A 17,703-nucleotide genomic window follows, 5' to 3' on the forward strand; every position below is an offset into this window, starting at 1 on the left:
TAGAGTCGGAAGCACCATGAAAACGCGGCCGAAGGTTCCTCGCAGCGGGGTCGAGGCTGCTCTGAACGCCTCCCGCCGGGTGGCCGAGCGTCTCGCTCACCTTGCCCGTGACCCGGAGGTTCGCCGGGAAGCCCAGGCGACGGCGGAAGCCCTGGGACGGCTGCTGGGGGCCGTCCGCCGTGCAGGGTCTGGCCGGGCGGGGCAAGGGTCGGCCGGGTGAAGGAGTGGACCTCCCCTGATGCTCCTGCCCGAAGACCTGTCGCCAGGGGCAGACTTCCAGCAACGCCGACCACCCTGCGGCCCTCCGCACCTTTGACATTGCAGCGCCGCGTCAAGGTCTAACAATGGAGCTTCTCCTGTTTGTCACGGCATTGCTGGGGGGCCTGCTCTGGTTCGTGGGAGCACGATCAAAGCAAGTGAGCACCCGTGTCGGCGGGCAATTCCTGGCCTTTTTCTCCCTGTTGGGACTGATCGTGCTCTACGGAATGGCCTACTACTACGGGTCCATTTACAGGTAGCTGCTGGAACTGGATCACTTGGAGGCCGAGTGGCTCAGGTTTGGAGTCGTCCAGCCCGAGCTAGGCCGATTGGCCTGCTCACGGCAGATCGGCCAGAGGGGGCGGGGGCCGTCGCGTAGGCTGCCCGCATTCCTGCTGCACCCCCGGAGGTCTCCATGACACGAACTGCCCCTACCGCCCACGCCGGACCGTCCACCCGCCCCTCGGTCACCGCGAGCCGTCCCTGAGTTCAGCGCTGACGCCCGCCTGGTGACCTGCCGACCGAGGTCACCCCTTGAACACGTACACGATTGAAACGCCCACGCTGGACACGCTCTCCGACTATCTCGCGCTGCACCCCGACCCGCTGGACGTGGCAAAGCGTCTCCCCATCCTGCGCGAGAACGTCGCGGCGGGCCGGGTTCGGCTGGAGAATGTGCTGGTCCTGTGCTCCGAACGGGGCATAGAGGGCACGGCCCTGATCTCAGCCGCCCCACAGGTGCCCGTCTTTCCCCGCTTTCGCCCGGACGTGGCCCCGGCAGGGATGACAGCGCTGGCCCACGCTCTCCGCGAACGCGCCGAGCCGGAGCGGAAGCTGCTGCTTCAGGACGACCTCGCGCCGCTGCATCAGTCTGATGCCGTGCTGGTGGCTGGCTGGGTCAGTGATGCCCCCGTCCATATGATGTACGAGACCGACCTCCAGGCCCGTCCCTACTCTGTTGTTTCGGGGGCGGTGGAGGGTGGCGACGAGTTACGGCAGCGCCCTGACATTGCCGCGCTGATGGACACCCTCGGCCACTCGGACTGGGAATGGGCAGAGGGTTGGACACTGGTGGCCCTCTCCGACGCTTCCGGGCAGCCCATCGCCCTGGGAGCTTTCGGCCCCAGCACCCGCCCCGGCCGGGCCAACCTGAACATGATTGGCGTCCACCCCAGCGCACGCGGCCAGGGGTATGGCACCCGCCTGCACGCGCACCTGCTGGCCCGCGCCGCCGAGTCATTTGCCATGCATGGGGGCGGCACCGAGCAGGGCAACCACGCCATGCGCCGCATCTTTGAGAAAAACGGCAGCCGCCACGTCGCCACCCAGATGTATTTCCGGCCTGCCTGACCCCTTGCCCCGCCCCGCCCGGCTCGCGTATAGTGCTCCCTTGGTCAAGTGGGGCAGGGCGACCAACAGTTTCTGAAAAGGAAACGGCCCGCACCCCAGACGGAAGCCCTGCCCAGGCAGGCGCGACCGGACTAAGGAGAGCAGACATGCCCAAGATGAAGACCAAAAAGAGCATGACCCGCCGGGTGAAGGTCACGGCCACCGGCAAGGTCATGGCGTTCAAGAGTGGCAAACGCCACCAGAACACCGGCAAGAGCGGCGACGAGATTCGCGGCAAGGGCAAGGGCTTTGTCCTCGCCAAGAGCGAGTGGGCCCGCATGAAGCTCGGGCTCGTTGCTGGGAGGAAGTGAGTTAGATGCCACGCGCCAAGACCGGAACGATTCGCCGCCGCCGCCACAAGAAGGTGCTCAAGCGGGCCAAGGGCTTCTGGGGCAGCCGCTCCAAGCAGTACCGCAACGCCTTCCAGACGCTGCTCAACGCCGCGACCTACGAGTACCGCGACCGCCGCAACAAGAAGCGTGACTTCCGCCGCCTGTGGATTCAGCGCATCAACGCGGGCGCCCGCCTGCACGGCATGAACTACTCCACCTTCATCAACGGCCTGAAGCGGGCCGGGGTGGACCTCAACCGCAAGAGCCTCGCGGACATCGCCGCCCGCGAACCCGAAGCCTTCCGCGCCCTCGTGGACGCGGCCAAGGGTGCCCGCAGCCAGTAACCCCCAGGGTTGATGAGCAAGCCGCCTCCCGCGTGGGGGCGGTTTTTTTGGCTGCCTTCCCCGGACAGCCTCCCGCTCTTTGTTACCCTGTATCCCATGAGCGTGATCCTGGGCATCGATATCGGCGGCAGCGGCATCAAGGGTGCGCCCGTGGACACGCGGACGGGGCAGCTCACGGCCGAGCGGCACCGCATTCCCACTCCTGCGGGCGCCCGGCCCGACGACGTGAAGGAGGTGGTGGCCGAACTCGTGCGGCACTTCGGGCATGAGGGGCCGGTGGGCGTGACCTTTCCCGGCGTCGTGCAGCACGGCAAGACCCTGAGTGCGGCCAACGTGGACGACGCCTGGATCGGGCTGGACGCCGACGCCCTCTTTACCCAGGCCACCGGGCGCGACGTGTACCTCGTCAACGACGCGGACGCCGCCGGAATCGCGGAAGCGCAGTTCGGGGCCGCGCGGGACGTGCCCGGTGTGGCGTTCGTGCTGACCTTCGGCACCGGGATCGGCAGTGCGCTGATACATAACGGGGTGCTGGTGCCCAACACGGAACTTGGGCACCTGCGGCTCAAGGGTGACAAGCACGCCGAGAGCTGGGCCTCCGACCGTGCCCGCGAGCGCGACGACCTGAACTGGAAGAACTGGGCCAAGCGCGTCAGCACCTATCTTCAGCACCTCGAACACCTCTTCTCGCCCGAGCTGTTCGTGATCGGCGGGGGGGTCAGCAAGCGGGCCGAGAAGTGGCAGCCCCACCTCCAGACCGCCCGCACGAAGGTGGTCCCCGCCGCCCTCCTGAACGACTCCGGCATCGTCGGCGCGGCGATGATGGCCGCCGGGCGTCACCACGGGGAGCTGACCCCGGAACCCTCCTGACCCCCGCCCCGTACTGTGACCCGTATGGGATTTCTGAAACGGATGATGGCGGCGGTCGGCGTCGGCGGAGCACGGGTGGACGCGCGGGTGCAGAACCCGGCGGTGCGGGTGGGTGAGAGTGTCTCGGGCGTGATCCTGGTCGAGGGCGGCAGCATCGAGCAGAAGATCGAGCGCCTGAACCTCGGCCTGGCGACCCGCTACAAGAGCGACGACAGCTACGTCACGCACACCCTCTTCTCGCAGCCGGTGGTGCCGGGCTTCATCCTCCAACCCGGCGAGCGCAAGGAATATCCCTTTCAGCTTCCCGTTCCTGCGGGCACCCCGCTGACCCTGCGCGGCACGGCGGTGTGGCTGGTCACCGACGCCGACATCGCGGGAGCGGCCGACCCCGGCGACACCGACCAGCTTCAGATTCTCCCCAGCCGCGAGATGGAGGCCGTGATCGGGGCCGCCGAGCGCCTGGGCTTCTCGCTGGCGGGCAGCGAGGTCGAGTACCACCACGGGCGCATCGTGCAGGAGCTGAGCTTCCGGCCCCCCTACGGGCAGTACCGGATTCAGGAGCTGGAGATGATGATGCTTCCGGGTTCGGGCGGCGGCCTCGACGTGATTCTGGAGGTGGACCGCCGCGCGACCGGCCTCGCCAGCCTCTTTACCTCCGAGTTCGAGCAGCGGGGGAGATGGCACGTGCCCGCCGCGCTGCTCGCCGGGGGGCCGGACGCGGTGGCCCGCGAGCTGGCGGTGCGGGTGCAGGCGCTGGCGTAGGTGGGGAGGGGCGCGGCACAATGCCCCCCATGTCTGCCCCCGCCGACCCCCACCTCCCCGAGCTGCTCACCGCCGACGTGCTGTACACGGGCGTGGGGGGCGGGCACGCGCCGGGCGGGGTGGTGGTGTCCGGGGGGGTGATCGCGGCCACCGGGGACCCGGTCACCCTGCGGGCCAACTTTCCCCATGCCCGCGAGCGCCGGGCCGGGGCCGTGATCGCGCCGCCGCCGGTCAACGCGCACACCCACCTCGACATGAGCGCCTACGACTTTCAGGCGCTGCCCTACTTCCGCTGGCTGCCGGAGGTCGTGATCGCGCAGCGGCACAAACGCGGGGTGGCGGGGGCGCTTGCCGGAGCCGCTGCCCTCGCCCGGCAGAGAACGGGGGCTGTCGGCGACATCGTGTGGGCCGCCGATGTCATGGACGCGCTGCTCCCGCGTGAGGACCTGACCGGGGTGCTGTATTTCGAGGTGCTGGGCACCTTTCCCGAGCGAGCCGACCTGATCTTCGCGGAGGTGCGCGATCGGGTGGAGCGTTGGCGGCAGCTGGAGCGCCCCGGCGGGCTGCGGGTGGGCCTGACGCCGCACACGCCCTTCACGGTCAGCCACCGCCTGATGCGGCTGACGACCGAATACGCGGCGAGTGAGGGCCTCCCCCTCCAGATTCACGTCGCCGAGCACCCCGCCGAACCCGAACTTTTCCGCACCGGGGGCGGACCGCTGTGGGAGCACCGCCTCCCGGCCCTGTACCCACGCACCTTCGCGGAGGTGATCGGGCGGGAACCGGAGCCGGATCTGACTCCGGTGCGGTACCTCGACGGCCTCGGCGTGCTGCGGGCGCGGCCCACCCTGATTCATATGGTGAACGTGACCCCGGAGGACATTGCGCGGGTGGCCGCCTCGGGCTGCGCGGTGGTGAGCTGCCCGCGCTCCAACGCGCACCTCGACTGCGGCACCTTTCCCTGGGCGGCGTTCGCGGCAGCGGGGGTGGAGATCGCGCTGGGCACCGATTCGGTCGCCAGCGGCGGCAGCCTCAACGTGCGGGACGAGGTGGCCTTCGCCCGCACCCGCTACCCCACCCTGGACCCGCGCGTGATCGTCCGGGCCGCCGTCAAGGGGGGGCACCGGGTCACCGGCACGCGCCCGCCCCTGCTGCGGCGCGGGGACGCCTGGGACGAGCGCTTCGTCTGGTGACGTGCTATGCTTCTGCGGTTGCCCGTCACGCACAACGACGTGACGGAGGAGGTTCAACATGAAGAAAGACATCCACCCCAAGGCCGTGCCCACCAAGATCATCTACCAGGGCAAGGTCGTTATGGAAACCCTCAGCACCCGTCCCGAGATTCACGTGGACGTGTGGAGCGGTGTGCACCCCTTCTGGACCGGCGAGGAGCGCTTCGTCGACACCGAGGGCCGCGTGGACAAGTTCAACAAGCGCTTCGGCGACAGCTACCGCACCAAGAAGAAGTGATCGCCGCCCCGAACGGGGCCAAGCAGAGCGAGCAGCACATGACCCCCCCAGGCCATCCTGGGGGGGTGCTGTTTTTGCTGTTGGTTGGGTCGCCCTGCCCGGCGTGGTGGGTATGCTCCCGAGCTGGGCTCAGGGCGTCAGGGTGAAGGGCAGAAGCTGACCCCCGATCAGCCACCGGTACTGTCCGGGCTTGAGGTGACTCATCTTCGTGAGGGGGAAGCTGGGGAAAGTCAGCGTCTGGCCCGGCAGGATCAGGGCCGAATTCAGTTCCTCGGTGCAGCCCACGCCGCTGTGTTCGGGAATCACACGGCCCGTGCGGTCAGCCACCTGGACCGGGAGGCTGCCGCCGCAACTGAAGGTGAAGAGGAGCGGTGCCCCGGTGGGATTCGTGACGCGGACCTGGAGGCGTGGGACGGCCTGAGAGGGGTCTTTCGCCGCCCGGACTGCCGCGAGGCTCACCGCGCGGGGCTGCACGTCGAAGCGCACGCGGGGCGCCCTCGCGTACTCGTAGGCGGATTCGACGAACCTCTCCACGCCCGCCGCCCTCGCAATGGACCGCAATACACCCGCTGGGGCGTACACGGTGACCCGGTTCAGGGTGGTGTTCACCCGCACGGTCAGGTCCGGGCGGCGTTTTTTCAGGGCCTGCGCCGCCTGAACGAGCTGCACGCCGCTGTAGGGCACAGGCTGGACCCCGCGCATGACCCCCAGCTTTCCCGCCCCGACCTTCTTCCAGAAGGGGTCTGCCTGAAGCCAACGCCGGGCCTGTTCCTCCCGGCCCGGATTCGTCAGGGCGGGAACCAGCACCCTGGTCCCCTCGACCGGAACGAACGCCAGCCCCGCGAATCCGGGGACGGCTCGCGCGGCCCGCAGCAGGTGGGGCCACTGGTCCGGGGCCAGTTCGTCCACGCGGGACTCGGCGTGCGCCGCGCCAGCGAGCAGAAGGGACATCAGGAGGAGGGCGCGGCGCTTCATGCCCCGAGGCTACCCCGCACCCCTGACCTGCGCATGACCCTCTGACCTTCCCGGCCCTGCCGGGTGGCATACTTCCTCCCGTGCTGAAGTCCCCCTACCACGGCGGTCACCTCGAAGTCATCGTCGGACCGATGTTCAGCGGCAAGAGCGAGGAACTGATCCGGCGGGTGACGCGGGCGGTGATCGCCCGGCAACGGGTGGCGGTGTTCAAACCCGCGCTGGACAGCCGTTACCACACGGCGCACGTCGCCAGCCACGCGGGTCGCAGTCTGGAGGCGGTCGCGGTGCCCGGCGCGGCGGCCATCCGGGCGCACCTGCTGGGCGAGGGCGACCTGCTCTCCGACCCCGGCCTGACCCTGCCCGACGTGGTGGGGATCGACGAGGCGCAGTTTTTCGGGCCGGAGCTGGGGCCGCTGGTGCTGGACCTTGCCGACCGGGGGGTGCGGGTGATTCTGGCCGGGCTGGACCTCGACTTCCGGGCCGAGCCCTTCGGGTGCATGCCCGACCTGCTCGCGCGGGCCGAGAGCGTGGAGAAGCTGACCGCCATCTGCACCGTGTGCGGCGCCCCGGCGACCCGCTCGCAGCGCCTGATCGCGGGAGAGCCCGCCCGCTCCGACGACCCGGTCGTGCTGGTCGGTGCCCAGGAAGCCTACGAAGCCCGCTGCCGGGTTCACCATGCGGTGCGGCAGGCGGCCGCGTCCCCGGCGTCTTCTCATGAGTCGGGGGTGTGCCGAGATTGAGCCCACGGGTTGCCAGGCCGAGTCTGACTGAAGCTCAGCCAGCTCTCTAAAGGCACGCGGACCAGCAGAAACCGCACAATAAGCGCACAGGACACGTTGCCCACCTACCCCCTGTCCCCGGTCTTCTGGAGGGCCTGCATGAGCCAACCCGGTTCCGATCCCGCCGACCCGCTGGCCTGGGACCACACGGCGCGGACGCAGCGGCGGATGTTCGGGCAACTGGCCTGGGTAGGCACACTCGCCTGCCTGGGAACGCTGGCCTTCCAGTGGCCGAGCCCCACCCCGCGCGACCTGATCGCCCTGCCGCTGCTCACGGCGCTGCTGCTGGGGCTGCTGCTGTGCGTACGGCGGCGCTGGATCGGTCTGATTCCGGCGGCGCGGGGGGCGCTGCTGGGGCTCACGGTCTACTTTCTGGTGGGACTGTGGCCCTGGCCGGGCAGTGGGGGCGGGTACCTCTCGCTGCTCAGCGAGAGCACCTACTGGTTCCCGGTGCTGTACGCCGGAGCCTACCTGCTGTTCGCGCCCCGCGAGGCGCTGCAGTGGTCGGCGGTGACGTACCTGTTGGCGCTGGCGATCTGCCTCTACCGCCTCTTCTGGGGTCCGGAGGCCCGCAGCGTGGACCTCGCGGCCTCAGTGATGCAGTTTCAGATCGTCGGGCTGATCATGATCCTGATGCAGGCGACCTTCGGGGCACAGCGCGGGCAACTGCTCGCGGCGCGGCAGGCGGCGCGGCAAGATCCCCTGACGGGCCTCGCCAACCGGCGTGCCGGGGAGGAGCGGTTGGCGGAACTCGCTCACGCGGGGCGGCCCTTCATTCTGGTGGTTTTCGACCTCGACCATTTCAAGGCTGTCAACGACACCCACGGCCACGCGGTGGGCGACCGGGTTCTCCAGATGACGGCCCGGCTCTCGCGTGAACTGCTGCCCCCCGGCGGCGTGGCGACCCGCTGGGGCGGTGAGGAGTTTCTGCTTATCCTGCCGCCGCTGGAGCCCGGAGCACTGCGGACCCTGCTCGCCGCCCTGCGCACGCGGCTGGCCCAGGAGCGGGTGGACGGGGTAAGGGGGGTCACGGCGTCGTTCGGTGTGGCCGTCTCCATGCCAGGAGAGGCGCCCGAGCGGGTGGTGGCCCGTGCCGATGCGGCCATGTACGCGGCCAAGGCTCATGGCCGTGACGGCGTGCAGCACGCGGAGCCGTCGCCCGCGGGGCAGGTCGGTGCAGGCCTGGACGCTTGATCCAGGGGGCGGACGGCCCAGCCGGGGACTGCCCGGTCCGGGAGTGGAGGGGGACGGGACTACGCCGAGCCGCGCACGACCAGCCGGGGCTCGAAGCGCCGGGCGCGGGCCGGACCCCGGTAGCCGCCGAGCCGCCCGAGGAGCAACCCCGCCGCCTCGAACCCCATCGCCTCGACCGGCTGGTGCAGGGTGGTCAGGTCGCGGGCCGCCGCCCACGGCTGGTCGTCGAAGCCGATGACCCGCACGTCCTCGCCGATCTTCAGGCCCCGTGCGTGGACCTCGTCGAGCAGGGCGCCCGCCAGCAGGTCGGCGGAGGCGAAGACCGTGCAGGGCAGCGCCGCCGCGTCGAGCAGGCCAGCGGCGACCGTCCGGGCCGCGAGAGGATCGAAGCTGGCGGTGAATTCGCCGTGCAGGGGGCGCCCCGCCGCCGCGAGCGCCTGCACGAATCCGCTGCGGCGGTCCTCGAAGACGCGGGTGGTGAAGAGCTGGTCGAGTTCGGTTTCGACCCAGATCGCGTACAGGTCGCCCGGTAAGGTCGCCGCGTACTCCCCGGCGAGGCGCCCGCCCGTCCGGTTGTCCATGTAGGCGCAGTCCACTCCCTCGGCATAGGCGTCGACCAGCACGGTGGGCTGCCCGGTGCGGACCCGCCGTTCGGCAAGCAGCGAGGTGAGGTTGTAGGTCGCCATCACCAGCCCGTCGGCCTGGTACGCCAGCGTGTGCGAGCCGAGGTAGCGCTCCAGCCGCGAGCGGTCGAGCAGCGGAAAGATCGCCACGTCGTAGCGGGCGGCCTGAAACGCGTTTTCCAGCCCGTCGAGCAGCCGCACATAGAACTCGGTGGTCACGACGGGCAGCAGCACGCTGATGGTGTAGCTCTTGCCCCCCGCGATCCGGCGGGCGTGCGGATTGGGCGTGTAGTCGAGGTCGGCGATGGCCCGCAGCACGCCCTCGCGGGTGGCGCCGCGCACCGACGGATGGTTGTTCAGCACGCGCGACACGGTGCCGACCCCCACCCCGGCCTGCCGGGCCACATCCTGAATCGTGGGTTTGCGCGTCACGTTGCCTGCCACCATAGCGCAGCCCGGTCACTCCTCCCGCGCCCATATCGCGCCCATGTGCCCCCCGGAGGCGGGGACAAAGGGCCGACCCCCCCACCCTAGACTGCGGGCATTGCTGGCCCCCCGCTTCCTCCCGCGCCCTTTTCCGGAGGCCCCCACCCCCCATGTCCAGACCGACCCCCCTGCTCCTTTCGCTGGCGCTCGCCGCCGTCGTGATTCCCGCCGCCGCGATTCGCAGCCAGGCGGGACAGGCTCCTTCCTCCCCGGCCCACTCTGGTCATACGGCGGCCGCCCCGGCCTCCAGCTCCACCCAGCGGCTGCCCCTCGGCGTGCAGGGGGCCAGCGTGATCGCGGTGCCGCCCGGCGCGACCGAGACGAGCGCGGGCATGACCCTGCGGAACCCCGGCAAGACGCCGGTGGTGCTGACCGCTGCCCGCAGCAGCGCCGCCGGACACGTCATGCTGATGACCACCCGGCGCGACGCGCAGGGGCGGGTCGGCATGAGCGGGGTGAAGAGCCTGACCGTTCCGGCGGGAGGCCAGCTCGTTCTGAAACCGGGCGGCGACCACCTGATGCTGATGGACCTGAAGCGCCCGCTGAGGCTCGGCGAGCGCGTTCCGCTGGTGCTTGTGGCGCGGGATGGCCGTACTCTGAGCGTCTCCGCCACTGTTCGCCTGCCCTGACCCCCCGAGGACTCTGCCCATGACTGACCCCACCCCACTGCCCATTGCCCCCCGCCCGCGTCCCTGGTACCTCTCGGCGCTGCTGGCGGCCCTGGCGGTGGCGCTGGTGCTGGGGGGCGCGTGGGTGTACGCCCGTGTGCAGAGTCCCTTCCCCTACTACGGCACGGCCTACACGCCTCCGGTGGCGGCCGCCACCTTCCGGGGCACCGACCAGAACGGGCAGCCCTGGACCTTCACGCCAGGGGAGTCGGGCCGGGCGACTGCTCTTTTCTTTGGCTTCACCCACTGCCCCAACATCTGCCCGCTGACGCTGGCGTACCTGGAGCGGGCGCGGCAGGCGCTGCCCGAGGCGGACCGTGACCGGGTGGACGTGGTGCTCGTCAGCGTGGACCCCCAGCGCGATACGCCCGAGCGCCTGAAGGCCTACGTGGAATACTTCGGGAAGGCGACCGGGGTGCGCGTGCCCGCGCCTGCCCTGCCGGAGGTCGCCCGCGCCTACGGGGTGGGCTACCAAAAGGCCGATGTGAAGGGACCGGACGACTACCAGATCAACCACACCACCGCCACCTACCTGATCGACGCGGGCGGACAGCTCCGCGTGCTGTGGGACTATACCCAGCTCACCGATGTGGAGCGGGTCACGCGCGACCTCACCCACGTTCTGGAGAACCCGCTGCCATGACCCTGCCCCTGATGGCCCCCCTTTCCATGACCCTGGCCCCCGCCGACCTCAACCCCGGCCTGGCCGAGCTGCTGGCGCTGCGTTTCGACCCCCTGGTGTGGCTGCCCGTGCTGGCAGTGACGGCGCTGTACTTCTGGCAGTACGTCCGCGCCCGCCGCACCCCGGAGGGCCGCTCGAACTGGCCGGTGTGGAAGACGGTGCTCTTCGGTCTCGGCATGGTGCTGCTGATTCTCTCGACCCAGTCGGCGGCGACGAACTGGACCCTGAACAGCATGGCCCTGTACATGGCCCGGCTGATGGTGCTGGCTGAGGTGGTGCCCCCGCTGCTGGTGCTGGGGCTGCCGCGCGGGATTCAGATTGACCCGCGCCGTCCCTTCGGGCGATTCCTGAGCGTGCTGCTGGACCCCTGGGTGGCGCTGGCAGTGTGGAGTGCGGTCATCATCTTCTGGAATGTCCCGGCAGGCTTCAACGCCTCGGTGGTCACGAATACGGCCGCCGCGCTGCTGCCCGCCCTCTACCTGCTGAGCAGCCTGCTGGTCTGGAGCGTGGTGCTGCGTCCCCTGCCCACTGTGCAACCCGCGCATATCGGCTCGCGCGGGTGGTTCGGCCTGCTCGCCGCCCTGCCCATGATGGCGGTCGCCAGCGTGTGGCTGTACTCGCGGCAGGTCCTGTACACGCCCTACGTGGGGGCGCTGTGCCTGTGGGACCTCAGCCCGCTGCAAAACCAGCAGATCAGCGGCTGGATTATGATGCTGGCCGGACTGCCCGCGATGGCTCTGGCGCTGGTGCAACTGATGATGTGGCTGATCAAGCTCGCCGACGGGGAGCAGGGGGGGACGCCGCCCGCGGTGGGGGACTGAGCGGCCAGCCGCCAGCAACGACAGAAGCCCTGGCCTGTGCTGGGGCTTCGCTGCTGTGGCTGGCCGCTGGAAGCTGGCTGCCCTACCGCCCCGCCCGCTGCCCCGCCACGAACGCCAGAAACTCGGCCTGCGAGAGCGTGTTCACCACCTGCGCCGAAGTCAGCCCCGCTTTCCTCGCCATCGCCACCCCGTAACGGGTGTCGCCCAGGCCGCCGGGGACATGGGCATCGGTGTTCACCGCGAAGGTCAACCGCTCGCGCCACCGCAGCACGTCCCGCCAGTCCAGATCCAGGCGGTAAGGGTTCGCATTGATCTCCACAACTGTCCCGTTCGCCGCGCACGCCTCCAGCACCGCGTCCAGGTCCAAGGCGTAACCGGGGCGGCGCAGCAGCAACTTCCCGGTGGGGTGCCCCAGGATCGTCACTAAGGGGTGCGAGGCCGCCTGCACCAGCCGCTCGGTCTGCCGGGCCGGGTCCAGGGTGAAGTGACTGTGGACGCTCGCCACCACGTAGTCCAGGGTCAGCAGGTCCTCGTCCGGGTAGTCCAGCGAGCCGTCGGCCAGGATGTCCACCTCTGCCCCCGCCAGGATGGGCAGCCCCGCGCCCTGGAGGGCACGAATCTCCTGCACGTAGGCCCGCAACCGCTCCAGGCTCAGGCCATTCGCGTAGCTCGCCGCCCGCGAGTGGTCCCCGGTGCCCAGGTAGGCGTGCCCCAGCGCCTGCGCCGCCGCCACCATCTCCGGCAGGGTCGCTGCCCCGTCCGACCACACCGAGTGGGTGTGCAGCATGCCCTGAATGTCCGCCACCGCGACGAGTTCCCCCGGCGGCGGCAGCGTCTCCCATACCGCGTCGTGTTCCGGCTCGCGGTACTCGGCGGGGCGCAGGGGCAGGCCCAGTTCGCGGGTCACGTCTTCTTCTGTCGGGGTGGGGAGGAGGGTGTCGCCCCGCCGCAGCCCCCGCCCGCTGAGGTCGAAGCCCTTCGCCTTGGCCTCGGCCCGCAAGGATTCGCGGTAGGCGGTGCTTCCGCCCAGCATCAGGTCGAGGGCGCCGCGCACCTCGGCAGGCGCGTAGCCGACTTCCACCGGAACACCGTCCACCCGGCCCGCCAGGAGCGGCTTGCCCTCCAGCGGGGCGAGGCCCTCGACGACTTGCTCCAGCCGCGCCCGCACATCGTCGGCCGTGCCCGTCACCGTCACCCGCGCTGTCCGCACCGTCTCCAATCCCCGGCGCACGTCCCCAGCGGGGCGGGGGTCGAGGCCGCCGAGCCGGGCAATCAACCCCTCCACCACGGCCTGCCCAGTGGAGAGGTGCTGGCGGTCCTGGGCGCCCAGCGCGAACTCCACCGCCTCCAGAATGGTTCCGGCACTCTTGGCCCCGAAGCCTTTCAGCGCCGCGACCCGGCCGTCGCGGGCGGCCTCGCGCAGCCCTTCCAGCGAGTCGATTCCGGCGTCCCACAGCGACCGGATCTTTTTCGGCCCCAGCCCCCGCACCCGAAATAAGCCCAGCACCCCGGCAGGCACCTGGCTCGCGGCGTCCTCCAGCGGCCCGAAGCTCCCGCCCCCGGCGTAGGCGATCAGGTCGGCGGCGATGCCCTTGCCCACCTTTGGGACGCCCTCGAAGCCCGACGCGAGCAGCGTGGGCACGTCGGTGTCCAGCGCCTCCAGGCTGCGGGCCGCTCCCCGGTACGCCTGTGCCCGGAAGGGCTCCTCGCCCAGCACGTCGAGAAGGTCAGCGGTGGATTTGAGGGCCGACACCAGCGCCTTGCGGGTGACTTCAGCCACGGGCCTGCCTCCCCTGGAAGGTGACGACGCGCCCTCCTGCTTCCGTAATCTGCGCCAACGCATCCCCGAAGCGGAACCCCACCTCACCCGGCGCGTGGGCGTCCGACCCCAGTACAAAGGGGATGCCCCGCGCGGTGGCCTCCCGCGTCAATTCGGGCGAGGGATACGCCTCCGCGACCGGCTTGCGCCACCCCGCCGTATTGAAATCCAGCGCCAGCCCCAGCCCCGCCACCACGTCCAGCACGCGCAGCAGTGCCGAGTCGTCGGGGGCGCGGTGTCCGAACTTCTTGGGCAGGTCGAGGTGCCCGATGGCGTCGAACAGGCCCGTCCGCGCCGCTCCCTCCACCAGCGCGGCATAGTGTCGGTAAAGCTGCCCCAGGTCGCGGTCGTCATACTCGGCCAGGAACTCGGGATTGTCGAAGCCCCACGCGCCCAGGTAATGCACGCTCCCGATCACGTAGTCCCAGTCGTGCGCGGCGAGCACCCGCTCCACGAAGCGCTCGGTGCCGGGGTGGAAGTCGGCCTCCAGGCCCAGCCGCACGTCCAATCGCCCGGCAAACTCGGCCTGCACCTCCCGCACGGTGTCCACGTACTCCGAGAGTTGATCCAGCCGCATCCGCCACGGCGCGTCGTACCACGCGGGCATGGGCATGTGATCGGTGAAGCACAGCCCGGCGAGGCCCGCGTCCAGCGCCGCCTGCGCGTACTCGCGGGGATGCCCGGTCGCGTGCCCGCACAGCGGCGTGTGCATGTGCGAGTCGTAGAGGCCAGAGGGAAGACTCATGGAGGACAGGGTACGCGGTCGGCAGACGGTCCTACCGCACCGGGCGCACCGCCAGCCGCGCCCCCACCCGGCCCCCCAGCACATGCAGTACCAGCCCCGCCAGCACCAGCCCGGCTCCCAGCAGCTTGAGCGCGGGAAACGCTTCCCGGTAGAAGACGGCGCTCGCCAGCATCCCGAACACCGGCACCAGCAGCGAGAGCGGCGCGATCCGGGCCGCCCCATGCCGCTGGATGAGCCAGCTCCAGACCCCGAAGCCCAGCACGGTGTTGCCCAGCCCCATGAACAGGACGGCGGCCCAGAACGCGGTCCCCGACCCCGTCAGCGTGCCCACCACTGCGCTCCAGCCCTCGGTCAGCACGGCCAGCCCCGCGAGCGGCAGCGGCGCGATGAGGCTGCTCCAGACCACCAGCGCAAAGACGTTGGCCCCGCCCGACGCCCGCACGAGCAGGTTGCTGATCGCCCATCCCAGCGCCGCCACCAGCGTGAGGCCCAGCCCGACCAGGGTCACGTCCCCCCCTGAGGCCGTCCCGATCACGGCCATTCCCCCGAAGGCCAGCGCCATGCCCAGCATCTGCGGCGGCGTGATGTGTTCGCCCAGAAAGCGGGCGGCGAGCAGCGCCGTGAAAAAGGCCTGCGTCTGCATCAGCAGCGACGCCACCCCCGCACTCATGCCGAGCTGCACCGCGAGGTACAGCAGCCCGAACTGCACCACCCCCACCGCGAGGCCGTAGCCCCACAGAATCCGCCCCGGAACCTGCGGGCGCCGCACGAACAGCACCGCCGGAAACGCGGCCACCGCGAAGCGCAGCGCGGCGACGAGCAGCGGCGAGGCGTCCGAGACCGACCACTTGATCACCACGAAGTTCACGCCCCAAATGAAGGTGATCAGCAGGGCCAGCAGCAGGCTGCGGAGGGGCAGGGGAGAGGGGGCAGGGGGCATCGGCTCCGGAGTGTACGGCGTAAGGAGACGGAGAGGCCCCGAGTCTGCATCTTCTTGCAGGGGCGCGTATACTTACTCGCCATGACGCCGGACGCCCCCACCCGCCTGACCCCCGACACGTTGCCCGCCCCGGTGATGGCCGGGCGCGACTTTCTGAGCAACCTCGACATGACGCCGGGGGAGCTGCGGGCCGTGCTGGACACCGCCCACTCCATGCGCCGGGGCGAGTGGCGGGACGTGAAGCCGCTCGCGGGCCTGAGCCTCGCGCTGATCTTCGAGAAGGCGTCCCTGCGGACCCGCACCACCTTCGATGTGGGGATGTATCAGCTTGGCGGGCACGCGATCACGCTCAGCAATCAGGAGATCGGCCTCGGGACCCGCGAGCGCGTGAGCGACGTGGCCCGCAACCTCGAACGCTGGGTGGACGGGGTGATGGGCCGGGTGTACCTCCAGCAGACGCTGCACGAACTGGCCGACCACGCCGCCATTCCGGTCATCAATGGCCTCAGCGACATGCTGCACCCCGCGCAACTGCTGGCCGACTACCAGACCATTGAGGGGGAGTTCGGCACCGACTTGCGCGGCCGCCGGGTCGTGTATATCGGCGACGGCAACAACCTCGCCAACAGCCACATTCACCTCGGCATCCTGACGGGCACGGACGTCACCATCGTGACCCCGGTGGGCTACGAGCCGAATGCGGGCGTGCTGATGGACGCGGTGAAGGCGGGCGTGAGCGTCACCCTGACGAACGACCTTGCCGCCATCGAGGGCGCCGATGTGCTGTACACCGACGTGTGGATCAGCATGGGTCAGGAGGCGGAGGCCGACATCCGCCGCCGCGCCTTCCGGGGCTATCAGGTCACGCCCGCGATGCTGGAGACCATCGCCCCGCACGGCATCTTCCTGCACTGCCTGCCCGCCCACTACGGCGAGGAAACGGTGCCCGAGGCGACAGAGCACCCCAAGAGCCGCGTTTTCGACCAGGCCGAAAACCGCCTGCACGCGCAAAAGGCGCTGCTCTACCACGTCATGGGGGAGATGAAGCCCCGCTGGTGAGAGAATCGGGCGCATGAACGACGTGGAATGGCTCGACCTCGTGAATGAACGCGACGAGGTGATCGGCAGCGTGACCCGCGACGAGGCGTGGGCGCGGAGCCTCCCCGTGCGGGGCGTCAACGCCTTTCTCGTCAACTCGCGCGGCGAGCTGTGGATTCCGCGCCGCACCCCCACCAAGCGGATGTTTCCGGGATGCCTCGACATGAGCGTGGGCGGGCACGTGGAGCGCGGCGAAAGTTACGAGGCCGCCTTTCGCCGTGAAACCCAGGAGGAGCTGAATCTCGACGTGGACACGCTGCCCTGGCGGGAGATCGGGGCCTTTACTCCTCGCGACGCGGGCCTGAACATCTTCATGCGGGTCTATGAACTCCGCACGGATGCGGCCCCGGCCTACAACCCCCACGACTTCAGCGGGGCCGAGTGGCTGACGCCTAACGCCCTGCTCGCCCGCATCGCCGCAGGTGACCCGGCCAAGAGCGACCTCGCGCCGCTGGTGTGCCTGTGCTACGGAGACCGACTGACATGACCCCCCGCATCTTTATCGACGGCGAGGCTGGAACCACCGGCCTGCAAATCCGAGCCCGGCTGGAAGGCCGCACGGACCTCGACCTCCTGAGCATCGACCTCGCCCGCCGCAAGGATCCGGAGGCCCGGCGCGAACTGCTGAACAGCGCCGAGGTCGCCATCCTATGCCTGCACGACGACGTGGCGCGGGAGGCCGTGGCGATGATAGAGAATCCGGCCACGCGGGTACTCGACGCCAGCAGCGCCCACCGCACGGCGGAGGGATGGGCCTACGGCTTCCCCGAACTGACCAGACAGAGCCGCGACGAGATTCGTGCCGCCCGCCTCGTCAGCAATCCCGGCTGCTACGCGACGGGGGCGATTGCGCTGCTGCGTCCGCTGACGAACGCGGGCCTGCTGCCGCCCGACTTTCCCCTCAGCGTGCAGGGCTTCTCCGGGTATTCGGGCGGGGGCCGGGCGCTGGTGGACGCGCACGAAGGCCGGGGAGAGCATCCGATGGCCGGGCCGTTCAAAAGCTACGCGCTCTCGCTCACCCACAAGCATCAGCCCGAGATGGCGCGGCACGGTGGGCTGACCCAGCCGCCCCTCTTTACCCCGCACGTCGGCGGGTGGCGGCAGGGGATGCTGGTGCAGATTCCGCTGCATCTGGGACCGCTGGGTGTCACGGCGGCGCGGCTGCACGAGGCCCTGGCCGACCACTACGCTGGGGAGCGCTTTGTCCGGGTGAGGCCCTTCGAGGGCGGCCAGCCCGCTGACCCCATCCTCGACCCGCAAATCCTGAACGGTACCAACGAGCTGGAACTCTTCGTGTATGCCAGCCCCGGCGGGGAACACGCCCTGCTCGTTTCGCGGCTGGACAACCTCGGCAAGGGCGCGAGCGGCGCGGCGGTGCAGAACCTCGACGTGATGCTGGGGTTGGAGGGGGCAGGGCACAGCTACGGGGTGCCAGAGGGGGTCTGACG

At 70.1% G+C, this 17,703-nt stretch carries 21 protein-coding genes; 16 read left to right on the forward strand and 5 right to left on the reverse strand.

Features of this window, described 5'->3' with window-relative positions:
* Positions 1–16 precede the first annotated feature (16 nt).
* From F8S09_RS00585 to rpmE, 8 genes are all read left to right on the forward strand, one after another.
* Positions 17–220 carry a hypothetical protein gene (locus tag F8S09_RS00585; RefSeq protein WP_152868060.1) on the forward strand — a complete coding sequence of 68 codons (204 nt, stop codon included), beginning with the start codon at positions 17–19 and terminating at the stop codon, positions 218–220.
* A 572-nt stretch (positions 221–792) separates the two neighbouring features.
* The gene (locus F8S09_RS00590) at positions 793–1,608 is read left to right on the forward strand and encodes a GNAT family N-acetyltransferase (RefSeq protein ID WP_152868062.1); all 816 of its coding nucleotides are present in this window, start codon (positions 793–795) and stop codon (positions 1,606–1,608) included.
* A gap of 146 nt (positions 1,609–1,754) precedes the next feature.
* Positions 1,755–1,958, forward strand: coding sequence for a 50S ribosomal protein L35 (gene rpmI / locus F8S09_RS00595; protein ID WP_152868064.1), 204 nt, complete (start codon positions 1,755–1,757; stop codon positions 1,956–1,958).
* A gap of 5 nt (positions 1,959–1,963) precedes the next feature.
* Complete coding sequence (rplT, locus tag F8S09_RS00600) at positions 1,964–2,323, forward strand: 50S ribosomal protein L20 (protein ID WP_152868066.1); 360 nt, start codon at positions 1,964–1,966, stop codon at positions 2,321–2,323.
* Between the two features lie 96 nt (positions 2,324–2,419).
* Positions 2,420–3,193: a polyphosphate--glucose phosphotransferase gene (ppgK, locus tag F8S09_RS00605; RefSeq protein WP_152868068.1), complete on the forward strand. Its 774-nt coding sequence runs from the start codon at positions 2,420–2,422 to the stop codon at positions 3,191–3,193.
* 24 nt (positions 3,194–3,217) lie between these two features.
* On the forward strand, positions 3,218–3,955 hold the full coding sequence (locus tag F8S09_RS00610; protein WP_152868070.1) for a sporulation protein: 738 nt from the start codon (positions 3,218–3,220) through the stop codon (positions 3,953–3,955).
* A 29-nt stretch (positions 3,956–3,984) separates the two neighbouring features.
* Positions 3,985–5,148, forward strand: a complete 1,164-nt coding sequence (locus tag F8S09_RS00615; RefSeq protein ID WP_152868072.1) for an amidohydrolase family protein — start codon at positions 3,985–3,987, stop codon at positions 5,146–5,148.
* 58 nt (positions 5,149–5,206) lie between these two features.
* Complete coding sequence (gene rpmE, locus F8S09_RS00620; protein ID WP_034354998.1) at positions 5,207–5,425, forward strand: 50S ribosomal protein L31; 219 nt, start codon at positions 5,207–5,209, stop codon at positions 5,423–5,425.
* A 129-nt stretch (positions 5,426–5,554) separates the two neighbouring features.
* On the opposite strand, the gene F8S09_RS00625 is transcribed toward rpmE, so the two are convergent.
* Positions 5,555–6,400, reverse strand: coding sequence for a hypothetical protein (locus tag F8S09_RS00625; protein WP_152868074.1), 846 nt, complete (start codon positions 6,398–6,400; stop codon positions 5,555–5,557).
* Positions 6,401–6,480: 80 nt separating this feature from the next.
* On the opposite strand from F8S09_RS00625, the gene F8S09_RS00630 reads away from it, so the two are divergent.
* Both F8S09_RS00630 and F8S09_RS00635 read left to right on the forward strand, forming a co-directional pair.
* Positions 6,481–7,140: a thymidine kinase gene (locus F8S09_RS00630; protein WP_322618384.1), complete on the forward strand. Its 660-nt coding sequence runs from the start codon at positions 6,481–6,483 to the stop codon at positions 7,138–7,140.
* A 138-nt stretch (positions 7,141–7,278) separates the two neighbouring features.
* Positions 7,279–8,373 carry a GGDEF domain-containing protein gene (locus F8S09_RS00635; protein WP_152868078.1) on the forward strand — a complete coding sequence of 365 codons (1,095 nt, stop codon included), beginning with the start codon at positions 7,279–7,281 and terminating at the stop codon, positions 8,371–8,373.
* A gap of 59 nt (positions 8,374–8,432) precedes the next feature.
* Here F8S09_RS00635 and F8S09_RS00640 read toward each other — a convergent pair whose 3' ends face one another.
* Positions 8,433–9,428 (reverse strand): LacI family DNA-binding transcriptional regulator, encoded by a 996-nt coding sequence (locus F8S09_RS00640; RefSeq protein WP_407643645.1) that lies wholly within the window; start codon positions 9,426–9,428, stop codon positions 8,433–8,435.
* Positions 9,429–9,592: 164 nt separating this feature from the next.
* Between F8S09_RS00640 and F8S09_RS00645 the strand changes: the two genes are divergently transcribed.
* Genes F8S09_RS00645 through F8S09_RS00655 form a run of 3 tightly spaced genes read left to right on the forward strand, consistent with a single transcriptional unit; the run spans position 9,593 to position 11,653 of the window.
* On the forward strand, positions 9,593–10,111 hold the full coding sequence (locus tag F8S09_RS00645) for a copper chaperone PCu(A)C (RefSeq protein WP_152868082.1): 519 nt from the start codon (positions 9,593–9,595) through the stop codon (positions 10,109–10,111).
* Positions 10,112–10,130: 19 nt separating this feature from the next.
* Positions 10,131–10,793 carry an SCO family protein gene (locus F8S09_RS00650; RefSeq protein WP_152868084.1) on the forward strand — a complete coding sequence of 221 codons (663 nt, stop codon included), beginning with the start codon at positions 10,131–10,133 and terminating at the stop codon, positions 10,791–10,793.
* On the forward strand, positions 10,790–11,653 hold the full coding sequence (locus F8S09_RS00655) for a cytochrome c oxidase assembly protein (RefSeq protein WP_227978420.1): 864 nt from the start codon (positions 10,790–10,792) through the stop codon (positions 11,651–11,653). The genes F8S09_RS00650 and F8S09_RS00655 overlap by 4 nt, the downstream gene beginning before the upstream one ends.
* Before the next feature lie 82 nt (positions 11,654–11,735).
* On the opposite strand, the gene F8S09_RS00660 is transcribed toward F8S09_RS00655, so the two are convergent.
* From F8S09_RS00660 to F8S09_RS00670, 3 genes are read right to left on the reverse strand one after another with little or no spacing between them, the layout of a single operon-like run.
* The gene (locus F8S09_RS00660) at positions 11,736–13,433 is read right to left on the reverse strand and encodes a helix-hairpin-helix domain-containing protein (protein ID WP_322618385.1); all 1,698 of its coding nucleotides are present in this window, start codon (positions 13,431–13,433) and stop codon (positions 11,736–11,738) included.
* Positions 13,426–14,217 (reverse strand): histidinol-phosphatase HisJ family protein, encoded by a 792-nt coding sequence (locus F8S09_RS00665; protein WP_152868088.1) that lies wholly within the window; start codon positions 14,215–14,217, stop codon positions 13,426–13,428. The genes F8S09_RS00660 and F8S09_RS00665 overlap by 8 nt, the downstream gene beginning before the upstream one ends.
* Before the next feature lie 31 nt (positions 14,218–14,248).
* Complete coding sequence (locus F8S09_RS00670; RefSeq protein WP_152868090.1) at positions 14,249–15,157, reverse strand: EamA family transporter; 909 nt, start codon at positions 15,155–15,157, stop codon at positions 14,249–14,251.
* Positions 15,158–15,238: 81 nt separating this feature from the next.
* On the opposite strand from F8S09_RS00670, the gene argF reads away from it, so the two are divergent.
* The 3 genes from argF to argC are packed head-to-tail and all read left to right on the forward strand — an operon-like array spanning position 15,239 to position 17,701.
* Positions 15,239–16,216: an ornithine carbamoyltransferase gene (gene argF, locus F8S09_RS00675; protein WP_227978421.1), complete on the forward strand. Its 978-nt coding sequence runs from the start codon at positions 15,239–15,241 to the stop codon at positions 16,214–16,216.
* 13 nt (positions 16,217–16,229) lie between these two features.
* Complete coding sequence (locus F8S09_RS00680) at positions 16,230–16,742, forward strand: NUDIX hydrolase (protein ID WP_152868092.1); 513 nt, start codon at positions 16,230–16,232, stop codon at positions 16,740–16,742.
* Positions 16,739–17,701: an N-acetyl-gamma-glutamyl-phosphate reductase gene (gene argC, locus F8S09_RS00685; RefSeq protein WP_152868094.1), complete on the forward strand. Its 963-nt coding sequence runs from the start codon at positions 16,739–16,741 to the stop codon at positions 17,699–17,701. Before F8S09_RS00680 ends, argC begins: the two co-directional genes overlap by 4 nt.
* Positions 17,702–17,703 lie beyond the last annotated feature (2 nt).

The organism is Deinococcus terrestris (genome assembly GCF_009377345.1).
GTDB classification, from domain to species: Bacteria; Deinococcota; Deinococci; order Deinococcales; family Deinococcaceae; genus Deinococcus; species Deinococcus terrestris.